The organism is Actinocrinis sp. (assembly GCF_035946395.1).
In the GTDB taxonomy this organism is placed as follows: domain Bacteria; phylum Actinomycetota; class Actinomycetes; order Streptomycetales; family Catenulisporaceae; genus Actinocrinis.
Genome location: NZ_DASYZI010000324.1, coordinates 15,412 through 29,910, shown reverse-complemented (window position 1 = coordinate 29,910; position 14,499 = coordinate 15,412). Strand labels below are relative to the sequence as shown.

Sequence of the window (14,499 nt, the reverse complement as noted above, 5' to 3'; positions counted from 1 at the left end):
CTCGACTGAGGAGACGCCCATGGCGAAGGGAAAATATGCGGCTCGCGCCGCCACCACACGAGCCGAGAATGCCACCGAGAAGGCCGCGCGCCTCGAGGCCGCACTCGCCGCTGAGCGCGCCGCTCACGCCGCCGTGGCGGCCGAGCTGAAGAGCCAGATCCAGCAGCTCCAGGGGCAGCTGACCCGCGGCCTGACCGAGCTGGCCGGTGGCGCCGTCGCCGCGGCCCACCGCGACGCCCGCGAACTCGTCGAGGCCGAGCGTGCCCAACGGGACGCCCAGGCGCTCGAGGCGTACAAGCTGATGCTGGACGTCATGCCGGGTCTCGAGCACGAGGACGCGCTACGGATCTGCGAGCTACTGGGCATCCACCCCGGCGAAGGGATCCGCCACTACGACATCACGAACCGGGGCGCCCGGCGCATGTCCGGCAAGCGCATGCGGCACGCCCTGGACCGGTACGAGCAGGGCGCCGCGCCGGTCTTCAACATGCCGAAGAAGCGCGCATGATCAAGACGATCCCGATGTACGCCGCCACTTGCGATGTCTGCAGCGCGGAATATGAGGACGAATTCGCCTGGTGGGCGGACACAGACAGGGCCCTCGAACGAGCCCGCGAAGGCGAGTGGTGGGCCACCGAGTACGTCGTCCTGTGTGGCGCAACCAACCCCGAGCACTCCGCCAAGGCAGCCGACATCGCTGACAACCTGATCAAGCACGACACGGACGGCGAAGCCGTTGACGACTTTCGCCAGTGGTGCGAAATGGTCGGCTACGAGCTCGAGGTCTTCGCCGAGGAACAGAGCACATGACCGCCCCGCCCCCGCGCTGCCGCCGTTGCCGTCGCCCGCTTCGGGTGCCGTCGGCGCACGGCTACGGCCCGCACTGCTGGCGCCTGGTGCGCCCCGAGACGCCACCGCAGCCCGCACCGGACCCCGAGCCTGCGCCACGCCCCCGCAAGCCGCGACAGGCCCGCACGCAGGTTCCCGGGCAGACCGAGATCAACCTCAACGACAGGACCGACACGATGCCCAGTCCCGCCGCACAGCGCGTAGCCCGCTTCATGCCCGAACTCTGCGACATCCCCGACGAGTCGATCGAGGCCCGGCTCGGCGCGCAGCAGCTCGCCGAGGACGTCCAGACCGTCATCGACGAGCGCGACGAGGCCATCGAACACCTGAAGCGCGTCGTCGACCACCAGGACGACCCCTGCGAGTTCAACCACCACGGCCGCTGCGAGACCCACCACGTGGACGGTACCGGCCAGAACAAGTGCGGGATCGCCGAAGCCCGCGCGTGGCTCGCCGCGCTGCCCGTCGAGGAAGACCTGCCGTGACCGCCGAGCCGTGCTCGACTCCCGGGAAGGTCCGCTACGCCACCCCGATCACCGCGCGGCGCTCAGCGGACCGCGACACCGCCATCCACGGCACGCGCCACACCCCGTATCCGTGCGAATGCGGCTGGTGGCACACCACCACCAGCGAACGTGACCGCAAGATCCGCGTCGCCCGCGACGGCACCGTGTACGCCCGCAAGAAGCGCAAAGCCAAGCCCCCTGGGAGCGACGGTGACCACGAAGCCACCTGACCCGCGCCGGAAGTTCATCGACCTGCTCGAGGCCGAATGCGTCGCCGCGGGCAACGAGAACGCGAGCTACTTCGCCAGGCACTTCGTGCTGAAGCTCGACGCGGCCGGCCTGCTCATCACCGAGGCGCCCCGGCGCGTCGAGGACCCGGTCGCGGATCCGCGGACCGACCCGGCGATGCGCGGCGACCAGGCCGCGCGCGGCGACACCACGTCCGGCGCTGCTGCGGCACGTGCCGTGCTGGCTGCTGCCGCGGCCGCCCGAGCGAACAGGAGCAAACCATGACCACGACCACCACCGACAAGCCGCTGACCTACACCGAGCACCAGGTCATCAAGGGCATCGTCCGCCACGAGGTGTACCAGGTCCTGAAGAAGCCCGGCACGTGGCGGCAGGGCAAGGACGGCTACTCGCACGTCGTCACCTCGACCATGCGTACGCTCATCACCCGCGGCCTGGTCGTGCCCGACGAGTCGTTCACCGGCGAGCGGCGCGGCGCCCGGCTGACCCAGGCCGGCTACACCGCGCTGAGCCGGGCCACCCGCCGACCGCCGAAGAAGGCCCGTTGACCCCTCGAGCTTCCCGTCCGCCCGCACTGTCCGAGGCCCAGTTCCAGCAGCGCATCCTCGACCTCGCCGCGCTCACGGGCTGGCGCGTCTACCACCACCCCGACTCCCGCCACGCCACCACCGCCGGCCTGCCGGACCTGATCCTGCTGCACATGACGACCGGCAGGATCGTGTTCGCCGAACTGAAGAAAGTCGACGGCCGCGTGCGCCCGGCGCAGGCCGAGTTCCTGAAAGCCGCCGCGAAAGATCCGCGCAACGAGATCGCCCTGTGGCGCCCGGCCGACTGGGACCAGGTCGTCGCCGTCCTACGCGGCGCCCCGGTGCCCGCACCCAACCAGAAGGACTGACCCGTGACCGAACCGATGGCCCCCGAGCGCCTCGACGAAATCCGCACCGCCGCGGCGCGCTGGCTTGAGGGCGACCTGAAGAACCCCACCACGACGAGCGTCTTCCGCCACCGCGCCGAGCTCCTGGTCGAAGTCGACCGGCTGCGCGCCCGTGCCGACCACCTGCAGCGGCTCGCGGATGAGCGCGCTGCCACGATCCTTGAGCTGAGCGATGATCTCGACAAGGCAGGTGTCGAGCGATGATGACCCCCGAGCGCGCGGACGAGCTGCGGCGCCGCTACCCGAGCCTGAAGTTCGTCGGCGAGATGGCCGACGAGATCGACCGGCTGCGCGGCGCCTACGAGCGTCTCGCCGCCTGCGTCGGCAGCCTCGACTTCGACCGCTCCGAGTCCGCGCTGCCCGAGACGCAAGAGCAGTGGATCGAGTTCATCCGCGAACTCGACGACCGCGCGCAGGCTCTGATCGAAAAGGACTACGAGCAGTGACGCCGCCTCGTCCAGTCAGCCGGACCGACCTGGCCATCGACAACCTGACCTACGCTCTCTGCGGCCCGGCAGGCAACGCCTGGGTTCAGAAGGACGACGTGCGCGCCCTGCTGGCCGAGGTCGATCCGGCGCGCGCCCGCACCGACCGCGACCGGCTCGAGGTGATCCAGGGCCAGTGCGATCAGCTGGCCAAGGAAAACGGGACGCTACGGCGCGAGCTCGCTGACGCCGCCCCGTACATCGAGGCCGGGAAGAAAGCCGCGCTCGAAGCGGCCAAACGCGAGTACTACAACGGCACCTGCGACGACTGCTCGTGCTGCACGACCGCGCAATGCCGCGAGGGCCACTGCCCGACGAACTCGATCGGCGATTCCATCTGCCCGTGCACCTGCGACTAGGAGGACCAGATGCCCGAGATCCCGATTCCCGAGCGTGCCCGCAACCGCCATGTCAGGTCCGGACTCGCGGTGCCCTACATCACCTTGGAGATCGACGGCAGGACCCTGTGGGGCGAGACCCACGGCCGCAAGGTCGTCGACTGCATCGTCAACCGGCTGTGCCAGCTGTGCGCGCAACCCCTGGGCGAGAAGTTCGTGTTCCTGCTCACCGAGGAGCAGCTCGCCGAGCGCTTCACCCGCGAGCCCCCGCTGCATCCCGAGTGCGCGGCCTATGCGCAGCGCGCGTGTCCCATGATCGCCGGGCGTATGACGCACTACGCGTGGATCGCGCGCGAGCACACCGGCAAGGGCTGCGTCGAACCCGGGTGCGGGTGCGGCGGCTGGATCACCCACGAGGACAACGGCGACAACCGCGGCCGCCCGGCCGAGGCGTGGTTCGCCGCGTGGTTCACGGACTACGCCACCGGCATCAGGGAACTGCACGAAGAGCTGACGATCGGCGACGTCACCGGCTGCGTGCTGACCGGCGAGCCGCTGAAGGTGCGGCCCGTCGTTGCCGACGCGCCGCGGTCCGGGGATTGACACCCGGGAAAAGGAAACAATAGGATGGTCAGGCGGTGGCCGTTGTGGCCTAGACCGCACCACCAGGCGCACAACGGCCCCTGAGACGAAGGACACCCTTCTTGAACATTCTCGACGAGAACCGCAGAACCCTCGCCCACGTCATCTCCCAGGAAGTCGGCCGCGAGATCCTCTCAGGCGACCTCCCTGCCGGACACCGCATGGTCGCCGAGAACATCCAGACCCGCTACGGCGTCTCGCGCACCGCGGTCCGCGAAGCCCTCATCATCCTGACCGGCAAGGGCCTGCTCACAAGCAAGCCCAACGTCGGCGTCGTGATCAGCACGTCCGACCGGTGGCACCTGCTCGACGCTGACGTACTCGCCTGGTCGCCGATCGACGGCTGGCTCGCCGCCGACGCCCGGCTGCTGTACAGGCGCCTGACCGCGAACGTGGAGGTCTGCGCGGACTACGTCGAGGGCGACCTGTTCGTCAAGCAGCTGCTCGACACGCTGCGCCGCTTCACACCCGACGAGGCCGCCGTACTCGAGGCGGTCGCCGACCCGGACGAGGAAGTCGACCTGTGAGCGACCAGCACGGCCGGGTGCAGCCGCCCGACTTCCCGGCGAGCGGCATCCTGGTCCTGATCGAGAAGCACGGCGACCCCGAGTGCCGCATGCGGGTCGCCTCGTCCACCGACGCAGGGAACCCGCTGATCAAGGTGGGGCAGATGCTGTTCACCCAGGCCGAGATCACCACCGCGGCGGAGCAGGGCTGGCTGCAGCTCGAGCACGACGCCGACGCGGGCTGGCTGTGGCTCTCGCCCGGTGAGAAGGGCGCGGCGTGGCTCGACCGCCCCGGAAGGATCCGGCGCCCATGACCCACGTGATCATCGGCCTCGTCCTGATCGGCGCGGCCGGCACCGGCCTGGCGCTCGACAAGAAGATGGAGGCCCTGTTCAACCGGCACCCCGCGTTCGCGCTGCTCGTCGAGTTCGCGATCTTCGCCGCCGTCCTCGTCGGCCTCGTGCAGATCGCCGACGGAGCGGCCGCCCTGTGAACCGCATCCTCGGCAAGATCAAGTGCGCGCTGCTCGCGCATCCGCAACCAGCACCCCCCCCGCGACCCAAGGCGACACCAGCCAGTGGACCGCCTGGATCCACTCCGGCCGCGGCCGCTTCTACCGCACCCGCACCTGCGCTAGGTGCGGCCTACAGCTGAAGGAGTTCGACGGCTGATGACCAGCGAGACCATACTCGGCCCCGAGCAGGTCGGCGACGCCGAGTTCGACTGCATCCTCAACATCCCCGGCGAAGGAGCCGGCCGCGGCGCCGTCGTGCAGCTGCGCGACGCCCGGTGGACCCACCGCGGCCGCTGGCACCTGACCGGCCGACTGCACGGCGCGGCCGACGACCTCGAACTGCTGCTCGCCGCAGACCGCATCGAGATCGTGTACCCCGACAAGGCGAGCGAACAGGTCCGGTTCGTGCGCACCGACGTGGCTCTACGGTTCGAGATCACCGGCGACCGCCTCAGCGCCTACACGCACGGCCCGGTCAGGTACCCGCGCGGCTGCAGCCTCGAGCGCCGCGTCGGCATGGAAGTCGACTTCGGCGTCGTCCCCGTGCTGCACAAGATCCTGAACGACTACCTGCCCGGCCTCGTGGACGACCAGCGACGCACATGGATCGTTGCCGCGCTGCTCAAGTGGCGCACCCACGAGATGGCGAACGCCACCAACCAGCTCGCACGCCAGCTCGCCGACGAGATCGACGCCCGCGCCACGCTGCGCCGCAAGATCGCCGACGTGATCGCCGTGTGGGAACCGGACGTCCCCGAGGACCCTGACGACTACGTGCGTGCGCGCCTCTACGACCTCGAGCGCATCCTCGACTGCGACGAGAAAGGACTACCGCTGTGAGCAACGGCCGCACCCAGCCCACCCACACCGTCAGGTATTCGCTGAACGCTCCGGCCGGCGGTCTGACTCCTCGCCATGTCGCCGACTTCGTGGCCAAGCTAGAAGAGATCGGCGTCGGGCACTTGGCGGACAACACGCTCAGGACAGTCCCCAACAGCGACAGCATGTACGTCGATGGGCCGCTTCCGGCCAGTTTCAACGCAGACGCCTGGGCTTCCAGCTACCCGGAGACGTACAAGGCACTCCAGAAGGCCCGCACTACGGCCGAGCGGTGGGCCCGGAACGACATCGACGTGCTCACCGCGATGCGGGCGATCTGCATCGACCTCGGCGTCGACATGTTCCCCGAGACCAAGTCCGACCGCGACAAGGACGACGACTGATGGTCCTGGACTTCCTGTACCGGCTCGTCCACCGGCTGGCGCACCGGCACGAGGACCTGACGAAGGACGGTGTCGGCCGCGTGCGGATCTGCAGCGTGCGGATCTTCGGCCCGGTGCGCAACGCCTACTACTACCCGGAGGGCGACGGCACCGAGCACGACGTCGCGCCTGAGCGGCTGAAGGACCTGCTGGCGTGCGTCACGGTCGGGCAGGCGCTGCGCACCATCGGCAACTGACCCGGCTCTGCCAAGATCAAAACGAGACAATCCACGAGGGGAGAACAGCCACAGTGATGGAGTTCGCAGGCGCGGTCGCGACAGTGGCTTCGGCCATCGCGGGAGGCACCGCCATGTTCGCCGCAGCCACCGGCCTCTGGACCGATTCCGCCGAGGTCGGCGCCGCGGGGATCCTCGCCTGCTCGCTGACCGGCGCCGTCTGCATCGCCGGCGTCCAGGCCGTCCGCGCCCTGCGCAGGCGGTGACCGCATGGTGTGGCACAACCCCGAACCCGGCACCCCCCTCGGCAAGCAGGAGCTCGCGGTCCTGATCGCGATCGCCACCCACGGCAGCGACGGCGACACCCTCGCCGAACTCCTGCACGTACAGCCCCTGACGGTCAAGACCCACAAGCACAACATCGCCCGCAAGCTCGGCGTCTCGGGACAGGTCCAGGCCACCACGGCGGCCTGCGTCGCCGTCGGGTTCCGCACCGGGCTGCTGAGCAAGTCCGTGCTGCCGCCGTTCGCCGTCCCGTCCCCCGAGTACCGGCGCAAGCGCGAAGCCGACCCCTACGTGATCCGGCACGAGGACGGCACGACCGAGACCAGGAACACGTGGCTGCGGCCCAAGACAGGAGACAAGCAGTGAGCACCGCGCGCGAGCAGCTGCTCGAGATGGTCCGCAAGGTCGTCGACCAGTACTTCGGAGACTCCGACGACTACGAGGACAACGTCAAGCCCATGGCCGACGACCTCCTGGCCGCGCTGACCGCGAACGAGGTCACCGAGGGCTGGCTGATCACGGGCAAGCGGATCCTGAAGGTCGAGGAGACGAGCCTGACCGACCCGGGCGACGAGAACTGGGCGTACGACGTCTACTGCACGCCCCCCGAAGACGACGAAGACGATGAGGAGACCGAGGACTGATGAGCGCCACCGACGGACTGATCGAGCTGGTCAACGAATCGATCTTCACCACGCTGGACACGTCCGGCCGCGAGCCCAGCGAGATCGTCGCCGAGCGCGTCGTCGACCACCTGAAGAACGCCACCGACCAGGCCAGCGGCATCGGCTACCTGATCGTGGGCGGCGAGGTCCGCGCCGTGAAGGCCTGCGAGTCCGAGGGGTGCGATGAGGACTCCGACGGCCCGTACACGATCTGGATGGTGTCGACCCACGATGAGGAGAGCAAGTGAACGCCCCGGTAGAGCTGACGCAGGCCGTCCTCGACGGGATCGCCAACGCCCGCAAGAACAGGGGCACCGTGGGCACCGAGGACTTCGTGGCCAGTGTCATGAGCAACATCTGCGCCTCGGACTCGACACGGACCGGCTGGCTGATCATCGGCGGCCGCATCATGGCGGTCGACCAGGCAGAGTGGGCCCAGGACCTCGGCGACCGGCAGGCGTGGACGGTCACCACCTGGGTGGACGAAGCATGAGCGGCCTGCCCTGGTGGCTCCAGTCATATCTGCTGGTCGCGGTGTTCGCGTTCGGCCTGATCCTTGGCCAGCCGCAGACGCCGAGCAACAAGCTCAACCCGGTCGTCAACCTGATCTGGTCGGCGATCCTGGGCGCTGTCTGGCCCGCGACCGCGCTCATGATCGCGGGCTCGTATGCGGCCGACGCCGGGAAAGACGGCAAGAAGTGAGCGCCGCTGACGAGCAGCTCGAGGAGCTGATCCGCACCGCGGTGCACACCGCGCTCATGGATACGCGCATGTTCGAGACGGTCCCCGAGACGGTCGACCGCACCACCAAGGCCGTCATCGACGCCCTGCAGTGGCCCAAGCGGGCGCACGACCCAGAAAGGAAGGGCGCCGGCTGGCTGTTCGTCGCCCAGGGCGTCCACCTCATCTCGGAGTACCTGCGAGTCTTCACGGGCGTCACGTCCGTGGAGTGGGAGGTCTACACCGAGGTGGCCGATGGCCAGGATTGACCTCGGTGAGCAGGTCGCGGTGTGGCAGAACCGCGGCATCGACGGCTGGCGCACCCGTCCTGGGCACATCGTGGGGATCTTCGGCCGCTGGCCTCGCCGCCAGTACGCGATCGTCGTGCCGCCGTCCGAGCAGGCGGTCATCTACAAGCGGCGCGAGTTCCACCGCCTGCGGCCGCCGCTCTGATGGGCACCTTCACCGAGGGAAGAGAGCTTTACGTGAATCAGGACCCGGCCGGCCCGGTGTCGCGCCCGATCCCCGTGGACATCGGCACCTCGCGCCCGCGCCTGGACGACCGGTGGACCGACGCCACCGGCGACGACTGGGCCGTGGTGGCGACGCAGGACGGCCCGCGGCTGGCGCTGTGCAACAGCACCGGCTACCCGCCCGCACGGGCGGTCAAGCGCACCGCCGAGTACGTCAGCAGCGAGTACGGTCCGCTGACCCTGCGGCTGCGCGCGGGCCGCGAAATCCCCTACAAGATCACGATGAGGATCGGAGGCACGACGTGAGCAAACCAGCCCCCCGGGCGATCCCGGCGACGGTGGAACTCCCGGACAAGGTGATCGGCGTCGCCCGCAAGAAGGGCAGCACCGACATCTGCCTGGTCGTCAACACGAACGTCGGCCAGGTGCACGTCGACATGGAACCCGCCGGCGCGGCCCAGCTGATCGCCGGTCTGGCCAAGGCGATGACCGAGACGATCGACGACCTCGGCCAGCAGCTCGTCGAGTGGATCGGAGTCGGCTGACATGCGATTGTACTACGATTCAGAGTTTGTGGAGGACGGGCGGACGATCGAGCTGCTGTCGATCGGCATGGTCCGCGAGGACGGCAGGGAGCTGTACCTGATCGTCGGCGACGACCACGGAGCCGTGATCAGGGCCGTGAACAACGAGTGGCTGCGCGACAACGTCGTGAAGCACCTGCCGATCAACGTGCACGACCACGGCGCCCCGGGCAGGCGCGGCTACCGGTGGGACTGGGAGTGGGAACCCAGGCATCCCGACTTCAAGCACGTCCACTCCCGCATCAAGGTCCGCAACCGGGTCCGCAAGTTCGTCGCCGAGACCCCCGACGTCCAGCTGTGGGCCGACTACTCGGCGTACGACCACGTCGCCTACGCGCAGCTGTTCGGCCGCATGATCGAGCTGCCCGCGGACTGCCCCATGGACACGATGAACGTCCACCAGGAACAGCTGCGCCTCGGCGTCCCGGACCACGAGCTCAACGCCGCGCTGCCCCTGAACGGCCAGGTGCACTCCGCGGCGTGGGACGCGGCCAACGCGAAGGACAAGCACGAGCTGCTCATGCACATCGAGCGCAAGCGCTTCCACGGCACCGGAATCGAACCGTACAGCTGGGAGAACAGGTGAAGGTCAAACTCTGGTGTGCGATCACCCACGGTGCGGACAGCTTCGGCGTCCTCGGGACGCTGCTCACGCGCGAAGTCGAGATGGGCGCACTGCCGAACGGCGACGAGATGAGTTGCATCGACCTCTGGCGCGAAACGGAAGAAGGCGCCGGCAGCTACAGCGCCAGCGTCAAGCGCCGGTACTGGGACTTCGACGGCATCGCGAATCTTGAGCTGGTACAGATGCATGTCGACCCTGTCGGCCCGCTGCGTGATCACTGGCGGGGCTCGCCCGAGTCCACGTTCAGTATGCAGTGGGACACCAGCGTCGACCCGGATCCGATGCCGCTGATGCTGGCGTCGGGATGGACGGAGTACAACCCGTGAGCGCCGTGCTGCCCCGGGACTGGGATCTGCGTCGGATGCCGTGGCTGGGCCTGGTCGACGAGGACGGGCGCACGCTGCACCTGAAGGTCATCTGCATGCGGCCGCCCCGCGGCCCGGCGACCATCGTGACCTCCGAGGACGGCCGTGACGGGCCGTCCATCGAACTGCCGAGTATCGGCGACGCCGAGCGCGTGCTGTCGCTGATCGAGGCCCTGGCCGGCCGCAAGTGGCTGACCGCTCACGTGGGGAAGCGGGACTGATGGGGCACTGGATTGCGCTGGCCGGGTACCTGCTGGTCGGTGTGGCGGATGTGGCGATGGCGTCGCGGGCGATGAAGAAGAAGGGCATCAGGTCGACGCCGTTCGACGAGTGGGTGGTCGGCGTGATGCTGTGGCCCGCCGTCTGGATCGTCTTGCTGCGCCGGGCGGCCGCGAGGAGACAGGAGTCTCGGCGATGATCTTCGAGTATGAGGCTGAGGACGACGCTGTCCCGGTCAAGGTTGTGATGCGGTTCACGCGGCCGCTCGGCGAGGTGCTGGTGAACGAGGGCAGCCGCGTGTTCACCGCGCTGCCGCCCGCGCCCGGCGCGTCCGTGTTCGTCCGCGGCACCCCGCACAACATCAGGTCAACGCACTGGTACACGTATCCGGACAGTCCGGAACTCGACTGGGTAGAGGTGGTCTTGGCGTGAGCGCGAAGGACGGAAACACCGAGCTGATGCCGCCGGTTCTCGGCGGGGACGAGGTGGCGGCGCTGATCCCGGAGCGCGTGACCGAGGTGCACGCGCACGAGCGCCAGGATGCGCCGCAGCCTGCGATCCCGCACCCGACGTCACCGTTCCTGGACGTGCACCGGGCGCCGTCTTTCCAGGAGTGGTCGGCGAAGTGGGTGGCTGCGTTCTCGGCGGTGGCCGAGGGCCTGGTCGCGGTGCCGGGGTCGAACGGCCTGGTCGCGAAGGGCCGCAGGTACGCCCGCGCGCAGGGCCGCACCGTGGGCGACGTCGAGGCGCTGGAGCTCGGCTGCTGGCTGGCGACGGCCGAGAACCTCGACCAGGTCGAGCACGCCGTGCTGCAGTCCCAGCCCGCGGACCTGTCGGCGTGCATCCAGGTCGCGCTGCACGGCCTGGCCGCGCTGTACGTGCGCGAGCACGGCGGCCGTCTTTGACCATCGAACCGCTCGAGGAGCGCCTGCCCGGCCCGGAGACGCAGCTCGCCCAGGCCCTGGCGTGGCTCGCCGCGGTCGGCCCACGGGGCGCGATCAGCGCGCCGATGATCCACGCGATCCAGGAGCACCACCGCGCCCTGAAGACCGACCCCAGCGTCCTGGTGGCGGCCGCGGTCCGGTACCTGACGACGCGCAGGGGCCGGTCCGATGACCGGCTCAACCGGTACTGGCACATCGTGGACGACGTCTCCGCCCAGACCCGGGCCCGCTACCAGGGCGTCGAGCCGAACACCCTGAAATAACCCAGACACCCCGTGACGCCCGACTAGTAGTCAGGCGTCACGGGGTGCGGGTGTCTACGGGGTCACACGAGCAGGACGGGCACCTCGGTCCCGCGCCGCTGCCGTGCCTCGCGCGCCTGGTCCAGCCGGACGGCGAGTTCCGCGGCCGGCCCTGCGGCCTGCAGGTTGCCCTCCTCGGTCAGGATGTCGGCCTGCAGATGGACCAGCTCGGTGATGCGGTCCAGGTCAGCGGGCGTGAGCTTCATCATCATGGGTGCGACTCCTTCGTCGTGTGTCGGATTGTGCGTGCTAGCGGATGGCGCGGGCGTAGACGTTGTGCGCCGTGATGGTCTCGTTCAGCCGGTCGCGCTCCTCGCGCAGCTGCCTGCGCTCGATGAGCAGCGTCTCCCAGTCGTCCCTGGGGATGTCGGCATCCAGCGTCCGGCGGATCTCGTCGAGCCGGGTGTGCACCTGCGCGATCCTGCGGCAGGCCCGGCGGTAGTTGATCTCGCGGTGGTCCACGGTGGCCTCCTCGTCCCGCGCGCCCGGCGGACGCGGCTAGTAGTATTAGTTCATGGGATTGCCCCCGAGTCAAGTCGGACCGGCGCGGAATCGACCGCAACCCGCCCCTTGACAGGTCGGCAAGGTCGCAGTGTACTCACAGAACAAGCACATACAGCACACTGCGAAGGGACCGCGACGATGACCACGACCACGATGGTGATCCGCGTAGACGACGAAGTCACCTGGCCCAACAAGATCCCCCTGGCCAACCACCCCGGCCGCGTCATCGAGGTCGGCTACGAGAGCGTGAAGGTCGTCGAGTACGGCCACGACGTGTCGCACACGATGCCGCTGGACCTGTCCGAGATCCGGGTGACCAAGCCCCGGCTGCAGGCCGGCGACATCGTGATCCTCGCCCCCAACCTCGACCGGCCGGCGCCCGGCCTCGTCCAGGGCGTCGTGCAGCCCGTGCGCTGGCTCGACGGGCTGCGCGGCTACACCGTGCACTGGGAGGACCACGACGACAACGCGGCCGCGGAGCGCGGGGAACTGCTGCGCAACCACCGCCGGTACCTGGCGCAGGAGCTGATCCGCGTCCCGATCCCCGAGCAGCACCCCGAGCTGTGGCCCGCGGCCGAGAAGGCCGCGAACTAGAGCAGACACAGTACGGCCCCACCCGGCGCGAATCTGGGTGGGGCCGTACTGCGGTTTCCGCGTCCGGAGCGAGCCTACACGGCTGGTGCGACCGTCGCGGGCACCGTCGGGTCGGGAGCCGGGACGTCGGCCGGCGAGACAGGGGCCGCGGCGGCTGCGGTCTTGGCCGCTTCCGCTGCTGCTTCTGCGGCGTCGATCTCGTCGATCGCCGCGATCAGCCCGGTGTACACGGTCTTGAACGCGTCCACCACGGCTTGCGGGTCCGAGTCCTTGTCGTTGGTGATCTTCAGGGACGCACCGTCCGGCTCGTCCTGGATGTCGGAAAGAAATACCTCTACGAAAACGGCCATGCCCGCCACGATAGCGCCGCCCGCGCCCTGCGCGTAGCCTGGGAGGCATGGCAGAGGGCGGAACCAGGCCGATCGCGGCCAAGCTGTACCAGACCCCCGCAGACTCCGGGCAGAAAACGCAGGCCCCCTACAACCCCCCAGGGCGCCCACAGCCCCGCGAGCCCGAGGCGACCCTCGGCGTGCGCCGCAACAACCCCGAGACCGCCCAAGACAGCCACCGCACCGACCCAACCCCCACCAGCCGCCCCACCGCCCCCCCCGTCGGCACCGAGGTCGTGCACCGCACCAGCGGGCAGCGCGGCACCGTCACCGGACACGCGAGCCACGGCTACTCCGGCACCGCCGTCCCCCAGGTCACCTGGGCAGGCGAAGACGCCTCCTGGCCCCAGGGCGTCTCCGCCAACGCCCTGCGCGTCGAGGGATCGCACCCGAACGACCTCTACCAGTACAACGAGGACGCCACCAGCCACAGGCCCCTGAACCGCAACACCGGAGCCCAGTGATGTCCAACCGCGCCTACACCCCCGCCGACAGCGCCGACCGCATCCCCCGCTCCACCTCCGACGCCATCCCCCCCGCGCTCGACGGCACCGGCGAGACCGCCACCCCCGCCATCGGCAGCCGCGTCAAGCACCGCCTGTCCGGAGCCGAAGGCGAAGTCGTCGACCACCAGGCCGATCCATTCGTAAAAGATTTAACTCATGGCATTGTCAACTGGGTTGGCGATGGAGACGGGTTCGGCCAAGGTTTCTCCTCGACGAACTTGATTAAGTTTTGACGGAGATGGCTTACTTGGGGCATGCCCGGTGGTGTTCCCTGCGTTGACCCGTCTCATCTGGACCGCCGCATGGTGGTCTACCCCAACGGAAGCACGGCCGTTCGGTGCTATGACTGCATGCGAGAACGCGCACGACAATATCGCAGGAACAATGCTAAGACTGTCCGTCAAAAGGACAGGGAACGAAGCAAGAATAATAGAGCGGCTAATGCTGCCTATCAGGTGGAATATCGCAAGGAGAACCGCGACCATCTGATCGCCAAGGACGCGCAGAGGCGTAGGCTGCGGAAGCAGGCTGCGCTAGACGCGTACGGACGCCAGTGCGTGTGTTGTGGCGAAGCGGAGCTAGCCTTCCTGACGGTTGACCACATTGTGCCCGGGATTCCAGAGAGCGGACCCGATTACAGCCTGATGAAATGGCTTAAGGTCAATGACTACCCGCCCGGATTCCAGACTTTATGCATGAACTGCAATACGGCCAAGCGCAACCGTCCTGCGTGCCCTCACAAGCATCCTGTCATTCCGGCCAATGCTGGGCAGCGGGCTACCCGAAAACTCAAACTCGCGACGCTGGCTGCCTACGGGGGCGCGTGCCAATGCTGTGGCGAAACGGGCCCAGATTTTCTGCAG

Annotated in this window: 40 protein-coding genes; 37 read left to right on the top strand and 3 right to left on the bottom strand. The window is 68.7% G+C overall.

What is annotated here, in order from left to right:
- Positions 1-19 precede the first annotated feature (19 nt).
- From VGS97_RS20220 to VGS97_RS20055, 34 genes are all read left to right on the top strand, one after another.
- Positions 20-508, top strand: a complete 489-nt coding sequence (locus VGS97_RS20220) for a hypothetical protein (protein ID WP_326855164.1) — start codon at positions 20-22, stop codon at positions 506-508.
- Positions 505-810 carry a hypothetical protein gene (locus tag VGS97_RS20215; protein ID WP_326855163.1) on the top strand — a complete coding sequence of 102 codons (306 nt, stop codon included), beginning with the start codon at positions 505-507 and terminating at the stop codon, positions 808-810. The genes VGS97_RS20220 and VGS97_RS20215 overlap by 4 nt, the downstream gene beginning before the upstream one ends.
- Positions 807-1,334 (top strand): hypothetical protein, encoded by a 528-nt coding sequence (locus tag VGS97_RS20210; protein WP_326855162.1) that lies wholly within the window; start codon positions 807-809, stop codon positions 1,332-1,334. The genes VGS97_RS20215 and VGS97_RS20210 overlap by 4 nt, the downstream gene beginning before the upstream one ends.
- Entirely contained in the window at positions 1,331-1,585 is a 255-nt protein-coding gene (locus VGS97_RS20205; RefSeq protein WP_326855161.1) for a hypothetical protein, read from the top strand. Before VGS97_RS20210 ends, VGS97_RS20205 begins: the two co-directional genes overlap by 4 nt.
- Positions 1,566-1,868 carry a hypothetical protein gene (locus tag VGS97_RS20200; protein ID WP_326855160.1) on the top strand — a complete coding sequence of 101 codons (303 nt, stop codon included), beginning with the start codon at positions 1,566-1,568 and terminating at the stop codon, positions 1,866-1,868. Before VGS97_RS20205 ends, VGS97_RS20200 begins: the two co-directional genes overlap by 20 nt.
- Positions 1,865-2,152 carry a hypothetical protein gene (locus VGS97_RS20195; protein WP_326855159.1) on the top strand — a complete coding sequence of 96 codons (288 nt, stop codon included), beginning with the start codon at positions 1,865-1,867 and terminating at the stop codon, positions 2,150-2,152. Before VGS97_RS20200 ends, VGS97_RS20195 begins: the two co-directional genes overlap by 4 nt.
- A complete protein-coding gene (locus VGS97_RS20190) occupies positions 2,149-2,499 on the top strand; it encodes a hypothetical protein (protein ID WP_326855158.1) in 351 nt (116 codons plus the stop codon). The genes VGS97_RS20195 and VGS97_RS20190 overlap by 4 nt, the downstream gene beginning before the upstream one ends.
- A 3-nt stretch (positions 2,500-2,502) precedes the next feature.
- Positions 2,503-2,742 (top strand): hypothetical protein, encoded by a 240-nt coding sequence (locus tag VGS97_RS20185; RefSeq protein WP_326855157.1) that lies wholly within the window; start codon positions 2,503-2,505, stop codon positions 2,740-2,742.
- A complete protein-coding gene (locus VGS97_RS20180; RefSeq protein WP_326855156.1) occupies positions 2,739-2,984 on the top strand; it encodes a hypothetical protein in 246 nt (81 codons plus the stop codon). The genes VGS97_RS20185 and VGS97_RS20180 overlap by 4 nt, the downstream gene beginning before the upstream one ends.
- Positions 2,981-3,382: a hypothetical protein gene (locus VGS97_RS20175; protein ID WP_326855155.1), complete on the top strand. Its 402-nt coding sequence runs from the start codon at positions 2,981-2,983 to the stop codon at positions 3,380-3,382. Before VGS97_RS20180 ends, VGS97_RS20175 begins: the two co-directional genes overlap by 4 nt.
- A 9-nt stretch (positions 3,383-3,391) precedes the next feature.
- Complete coding sequence (locus VGS97_RS20170; RefSeq protein WP_326855154.1) at positions 3,392-3,964, top strand: hypothetical protein; 573 nt, start codon at positions 3,392-3,394, stop codon at positions 3,962-3,964.
- Positions 3,965-4,065: 101 nt separating this feature from the next.
- Positions 4,066-4,530: a FadR/GntR family transcriptional regulator gene (locus VGS97_RS20165; protein WP_326855153.1), complete on the top strand. Its 465-nt coding sequence runs from the start codon at positions 4,066-4,068 to the stop codon at positions 4,528-4,530.
- On the top strand, positions 4,527-4,823 hold the full coding sequence (locus VGS97_RS20160) for a hypothetical protein (RefSeq protein WP_326855152.1): 297 nt from the start codon (positions 4,527-4,529) through the stop codon (positions 4,821-4,823). The genes VGS97_RS20165 and VGS97_RS20160 overlap by 4 nt, the downstream gene beginning before the upstream one ends.
- A complete protein-coding gene (locus VGS97_RS20155) occupies positions 4,820-5,002 on the top strand; it encodes a hypothetical protein (RefSeq protein ID WP_326855151.1) in 183 nt (60 codons plus the stop codon). Before VGS97_RS20160 ends, VGS97_RS20155 begins: the two co-directional genes overlap by 4 nt.
- A gap of 177 nt (positions 5,003-5,179) precedes the next feature.
- A complete protein-coding gene (locus VGS97_RS20150) occupies positions 5,180-5,863 on the top strand; it encodes a hypothetical protein (protein ID WP_326855150.1) in 684 nt (227 codons plus the stop codon).
- The gene (locus tag VGS97_RS20145; protein ID WP_326855149.1) at positions 5,860-6,246 is read left to right on the top strand and encodes a hypothetical protein; all 387 of its coding nucleotides are present in this window, start codon (positions 5,860-5,862) and stop codon (positions 6,244-6,246) included. The genes VGS97_RS20150 and VGS97_RS20145 overlap by 4 nt, the downstream gene beginning before the upstream one ends.
- Positions 6,246-6,482, top strand: coding sequence for a hypothetical protein (locus tag VGS97_RS20140; protein WP_326855148.1), 237 nt, complete (start codon positions 6,246-6,248; stop codon positions 6,480-6,482). The genes VGS97_RS20145 and VGS97_RS20140 overlap by 1 nt, the downstream gene beginning before the upstream one ends.
- A gap of 53 nt (positions 6,483-6,535) precedes the next feature.
- Entirely contained in the window at positions 6,536-6,727 is a 192-nt protein-coding gene (locus VGS97_RS20135; RefSeq protein ID WP_326855147.1) for a hypothetical protein, read from the top strand.
- 4 nt (positions 6,728-6,731) lie between these two features.
- Complete coding sequence (locus VGS97_RS20130; RefSeq protein WP_326855146.1) at positions 6,732-7,112, top strand: response regulator transcription factor; 381 nt, start codon at positions 6,732-6,734, stop codon at positions 7,110-7,112.
- Positions 7,109-7,390: a hypothetical protein gene (locus tag VGS97_RS20125; RefSeq protein WP_326855145.1), complete on the top strand. Its 282-nt coding sequence runs from the start codon at positions 7,109-7,111 to the stop codon at positions 7,388-7,390. The genes VGS97_RS20130 and VGS97_RS20125 overlap by 4 nt, the downstream gene beginning before the upstream one ends.
- Positions 7,390-7,659, top strand: coding sequence for a hypothetical protein (locus VGS97_RS20120; protein ID WP_326855144.1), 270 nt, complete (start codon positions 7,390-7,392; stop codon positions 7,657-7,659). The genes VGS97_RS20125 and VGS97_RS20120 overlap by 1 nt, the downstream gene beginning before the upstream one ends.
- Complete coding sequence (locus tag VGS97_RS20115) at positions 7,656-7,904, top strand: hypothetical protein (RefSeq protein ID WP_326855143.1); 249 nt, start codon at positions 7,656-7,658, stop codon at positions 7,902-7,904. The genes VGS97_RS20120 and VGS97_RS20115 overlap by 4 nt, the downstream gene beginning before the upstream one ends.
- Complete coding sequence (locus VGS97_RS20110; RefSeq protein WP_326855142.1) at positions 7,901-8,113, top strand: hypothetical protein; 213 nt, start codon at positions 7,901-7,903, stop codon at positions 8,111-8,113. The genes VGS97_RS20115 and VGS97_RS20110 overlap by 4 nt, the downstream gene beginning before the upstream one ends.
- Positions 8,110-8,400, top strand: a complete 291-nt coding sequence (locus tag VGS97_RS20105; RefSeq protein ID WP_326855141.1) for a hypothetical protein — start codon at positions 8,110-8,112, stop codon at positions 8,398-8,400. The genes VGS97_RS20110 and VGS97_RS20105 overlap by 4 nt, the downstream gene beginning before the upstream one ends.
- Positions 8,387-8,584 carry a hypothetical protein gene (locus VGS97_RS20100; RefSeq protein WP_326855140.1) on the top strand — a complete coding sequence of 66 codons (198 nt, stop codon included), beginning with the start codon at positions 8,387-8,389 and terminating at the stop codon, positions 8,582-8,584. The genes VGS97_RS20105 and VGS97_RS20100 overlap by 14 nt, the downstream gene beginning before the upstream one ends.
- On the top strand, positions 8,584-8,910 hold the full coding sequence (locus VGS97_RS20095; protein ID WP_326855139.1) for a hypothetical protein: 327 nt from the start codon (positions 8,584-8,586) through the stop codon (positions 8,908-8,910). Before VGS97_RS20100 ends, VGS97_RS20095 begins: the two co-directional genes overlap by 1 nt.
- A complete protein-coding gene (locus VGS97_RS20090) occupies positions 8,907-9,149 on the top strand; it encodes a hypothetical protein (protein WP_326855138.1) in 243 nt (80 codons plus the stop codon). Before VGS97_RS20095 ends, VGS97_RS20090 begins: the two co-directional genes overlap by 4 nt.
- Position 9,150: 1 nt before the next feature.
- The gene (locus VGS97_RS20085; protein WP_326855137.1) at positions 9,151-9,774 is read left to right on the top strand and encodes a 3'-5' exoribonuclease domain-containing protein; all 624 of its coding nucleotides are present in this window, start codon (positions 9,151-9,153) and stop codon (positions 9,772-9,774) included.
- On the top strand, positions 9,771-10,139 hold the full coding sequence (locus VGS97_RS20080) for a hypothetical protein (protein ID WP_326855136.1): 369 nt from the start codon (positions 9,771-9,773) through the stop codon (positions 10,137-10,139). Before VGS97_RS20085 ends, VGS97_RS20080 begins: the two co-directional genes overlap by 4 nt.
- Positions 10,136-10,399, top strand: coding sequence for a hypothetical protein (locus VGS97_RS20075; RefSeq protein WP_326855135.1), 264 nt, complete (start codon positions 10,136-10,138; stop codon positions 10,397-10,399). The genes VGS97_RS20080 and VGS97_RS20075 overlap by 4 nt, the downstream gene beginning before the upstream one ends.
- The gene (locus VGS97_RS20070) at positions 10,399-10,596 is read left to right on the top strand and encodes a hypothetical protein (protein ID WP_326855134.1); all 198 of its coding nucleotides are present in this window, start codon (positions 10,399-10,401) and stop codon (positions 10,594-10,596) included. Before VGS97_RS20075 ends, VGS97_RS20070 begins: the two co-directional genes overlap by 1 nt.
- Positions 10,593-10,829: a hypothetical protein gene (locus VGS97_RS20065; protein WP_326855133.1), complete on the top strand. Its 237-nt coding sequence runs from the start codon at positions 10,593-10,595 to the stop codon at positions 10,827-10,829. Before VGS97_RS20070 ends, VGS97_RS20065 begins: the two co-directional genes overlap by 4 nt.
- The gene (locus tag VGS97_RS20060; protein WP_326855132.1) at positions 10,826-11,302 is read left to right on the top strand and encodes a hypothetical protein; all 477 of its coding nucleotides are present in this window, start codon (positions 10,826-10,828) and stop codon (positions 11,300-11,302) included. The genes VGS97_RS20065 and VGS97_RS20060 overlap by 4 nt, the downstream gene beginning before the upstream one ends.
- Positions 11,299-11,604, top strand: coding sequence for a hypothetical protein (locus VGS97_RS20055; RefSeq protein WP_326855131.1), 306 nt, complete (start codon positions 11,299-11,301; stop codon positions 11,602-11,604). The genes VGS97_RS20060 and VGS97_RS20055 overlap by 4 nt, the downstream gene beginning before the upstream one ends.
- A 62-nt stretch (positions 11,605-11,666) precedes the next feature.
- On the opposite strand, the gene VGS97_RS20050 is transcribed toward VGS97_RS20055, so the two are convergent.
- Together VGS97_RS20050 and VGS97_RS20045 are read right to left on the bottom strand one after the other, a co-directional pair.
- Positions 11,667-11,855, bottom strand: coding sequence for a hypothetical protein (locus VGS97_RS20050; protein ID WP_326855130.1), 189 nt, complete (start codon positions 11,853-11,855; stop codon positions 11,667-11,669).
- A 37-nt stretch (positions 11,856-11,892) separates the two neighbouring features.
- Positions 11,893-12,105: a hypothetical protein gene (locus VGS97_RS20045; protein WP_326855129.1), complete on the bottom strand. Its 213-nt coding sequence runs from the start codon at positions 12,103-12,105 to the stop codon at positions 11,893-11,895.
- Positions 12,106-12,285: 180 nt separating this feature from the next.
- On the opposite strand from VGS97_RS20045, the gene VGS97_RS20040 reads away from it, so the two are divergent.
- A complete protein-coding gene (locus tag VGS97_RS20040) occupies positions 12,286-12,741 on the top strand; it encodes a hypothetical protein (RefSeq protein ID WP_326855128.1) in 456 nt (151 codons plus the stop codon).
- 74 nt (positions 12,742-12,815) lie between these two features.
- Here VGS97_RS20040 and VGS97_RS20035 read toward each other — a convergent pair whose 3' ends face one another.
- Positions 12,816-13,091, bottom strand: coding sequence for a hypothetical protein (locus VGS97_RS20035; RefSeq protein ID WP_326855127.1), 276 nt, complete (start codon positions 13,089-13,091; stop codon positions 12,816-12,818).
- A 47-nt stretch (positions 13,092-13,138) separates the two neighbouring features.
- Here VGS97_RS20035 and VGS97_RS20030 point away from each other — a divergent pair, with 47 nt between their 5' ends.
- Together VGS97_RS20030 and VGS97_RS20025 are read left to right on the top strand one after the other, a co-directional pair.
- Positions 13,139-13,594 carry a hypothetical protein gene (locus VGS97_RS20030; RefSeq protein ID WP_326855126.1) on the top strand — a complete coding sequence of 152 codons (456 nt, stop codon included), beginning with the start codon at positions 13,139-13,141 and terminating at the stop codon, positions 13,592-13,594.
- On the top strand, positions 13,594-13,869 hold the full coding sequence (locus VGS97_RS20025) for a hypothetical protein (protein WP_326855125.1): 276 nt from the start codon (positions 13,594-13,596) through the stop codon (positions 13,867-13,869). Before VGS97_RS20030 ends, VGS97_RS20025 begins: the two co-directional genes overlap by 1 nt.
- The last annotated feature ends 630 nt before the right edge of the window (positions 13,870-14,499 follow it).

Coding starts and splice junctions, on each gene's coding strand:
- VGS97_RS20155 (WP_326855151.1), top strand. CDS start 4,820: ATGACCCACGTGATCATCGGCCTCGTCCTGATCGGCGCGGCCGGCACC.
- VGS97_RS20180 (WP_326855156.1), top strand. CDS start 2,739: ATGATGACCCCCGAGCGCGCGGACGAGCTGCGGCGCCGCTACCCGAGC.
- VGS97_RS20095 (WP_326855139.1), top strand. CDS start 8,584: ATGGGCACCTTCACCGAGGGAAGAGAGCTTTACGTGAATCAGGACCCG.
- VGS97_RS20070 (WP_326855134.1), top strand. CDS start 10,399: ATGGGGCACTGGATTGCGCTGGCCGGGTACCTGCTGGTCGGTGTGGCG.
- VGS97_RS20040 (WP_326855128.1), top strand. CDS start 12,286: ATGACCACGACCACGATGGTGATCCGCGTAGACGACGAAGTCACCTGG.
- VGS97_RS20110 (WP_326855142.1), top strand. CDS start 7,901: ATGAGCGGCCTGCCCTGGTGGCTCCAGTCATATCTGCTGGTCGCGGTG.
- VGS97_RS20085 (WP_326855137.1), top strand. CDS start 9,151: ATGCGATTGTACTACGATTCAGAGTTTGTGGAGGACGGGCGGACGATC.
- VGS97_RS20215 (WP_326855163.1), top strand. CDS start 505: ATGATCAAGACGATCCCGATGTACGCCGCCACTTGCGATGTCTGCAGC.
- VGS97_RS20025 (WP_326855125.1), top strand. CDS start 13,594: ATGTCCAACCGCGCCTACACCCCCGCCGACAGCGCCGACCGCATCCCC.
- VGS97_RS20220 (WP_326855164.1), top strand. CDS start 20: ATGGCGAAGGGAAAATATGCGGCTCGCGCCGCCACCACACGAGCCGAG.
- VGS97_RS20210 (WP_326855162.1), top strand. CDS start 807: ATGACCGCCCCGCCCCCGCGCTGCCGCCGTTGCCGTCGCCCGCTTCGG.
- VGS97_RS20195 (WP_326855159.1), top strand. CDS start 1,865: ATGACCACGACCACCACCGACAAGCCGCTGACCTACACCGAGCACCAG.
- VGS97_RS20120 (WP_326855144.1), top strand. CDS start 7,390: ATGAGCGCCACCGACGGACTGATCGAGCTGGTCAACGAATCGATCTTC.
- VGS97_RS20035 (WP_326855127.1), bottom strand. CDS start 13,091: ATGGCCGTTTTCGTAGAGGTATTTCTTTCCGACATCCAGGACGAGCCG.
- VGS97_RS20050 (WP_326855130.1), bottom strand. CDS start 11,855: ATGATGATGAAGCTCACGCCCGCTGACCTGGACCGCATCACCGAGCTG.
- VGS97_RS20100 (WP_326855140.1), top strand. CDS start 8,387: ATGGCCAGGATTGACCTCGGTGAGCAGGTCGCGGTGTGGCAGAACCGC.
- VGS97_RS20170 (WP_326855154.1), top strand. CDS start 3,392: ATGCCCGAGATCCCGATTCCCGAGCGTGCCCGCAACCGCCATGTCAGG.
- VGS97_RS20030 (WP_326855126.1), top strand. CDS start 13,139: ATGGCAGAGGGCGGAACCAGGCCGATCGCGGCCAAGCTGTACCAGACC.
- VGS97_RS20140 (WP_326855148.1), top strand. CDS start 6,246: ATGGTCCTGGACTTCCTGTACCGGCTCGTCCACCGGCTGGCGCACCGG.
- VGS97_RS20065 (WP_326855133.1), top strand. CDS start 10,593: ATGATCTTCGAGTATGAGGCTGAGGACGACGCTGTCCCGGTCAAGGTT.
- VGS97_RS20130 (WP_326855146.1), top strand. CDS start 6,732: ATGGTGTGGCACAACCCCGAACCCGGCACCCCCCTCGGCAAGCAGGAG.
- VGS97_RS20150 (WP_326855150.1), top strand. CDS start 5,180: ATGACCAGCGAGACCATACTCGGCCCCGAGCAGGTCGGCGACGCCGAG.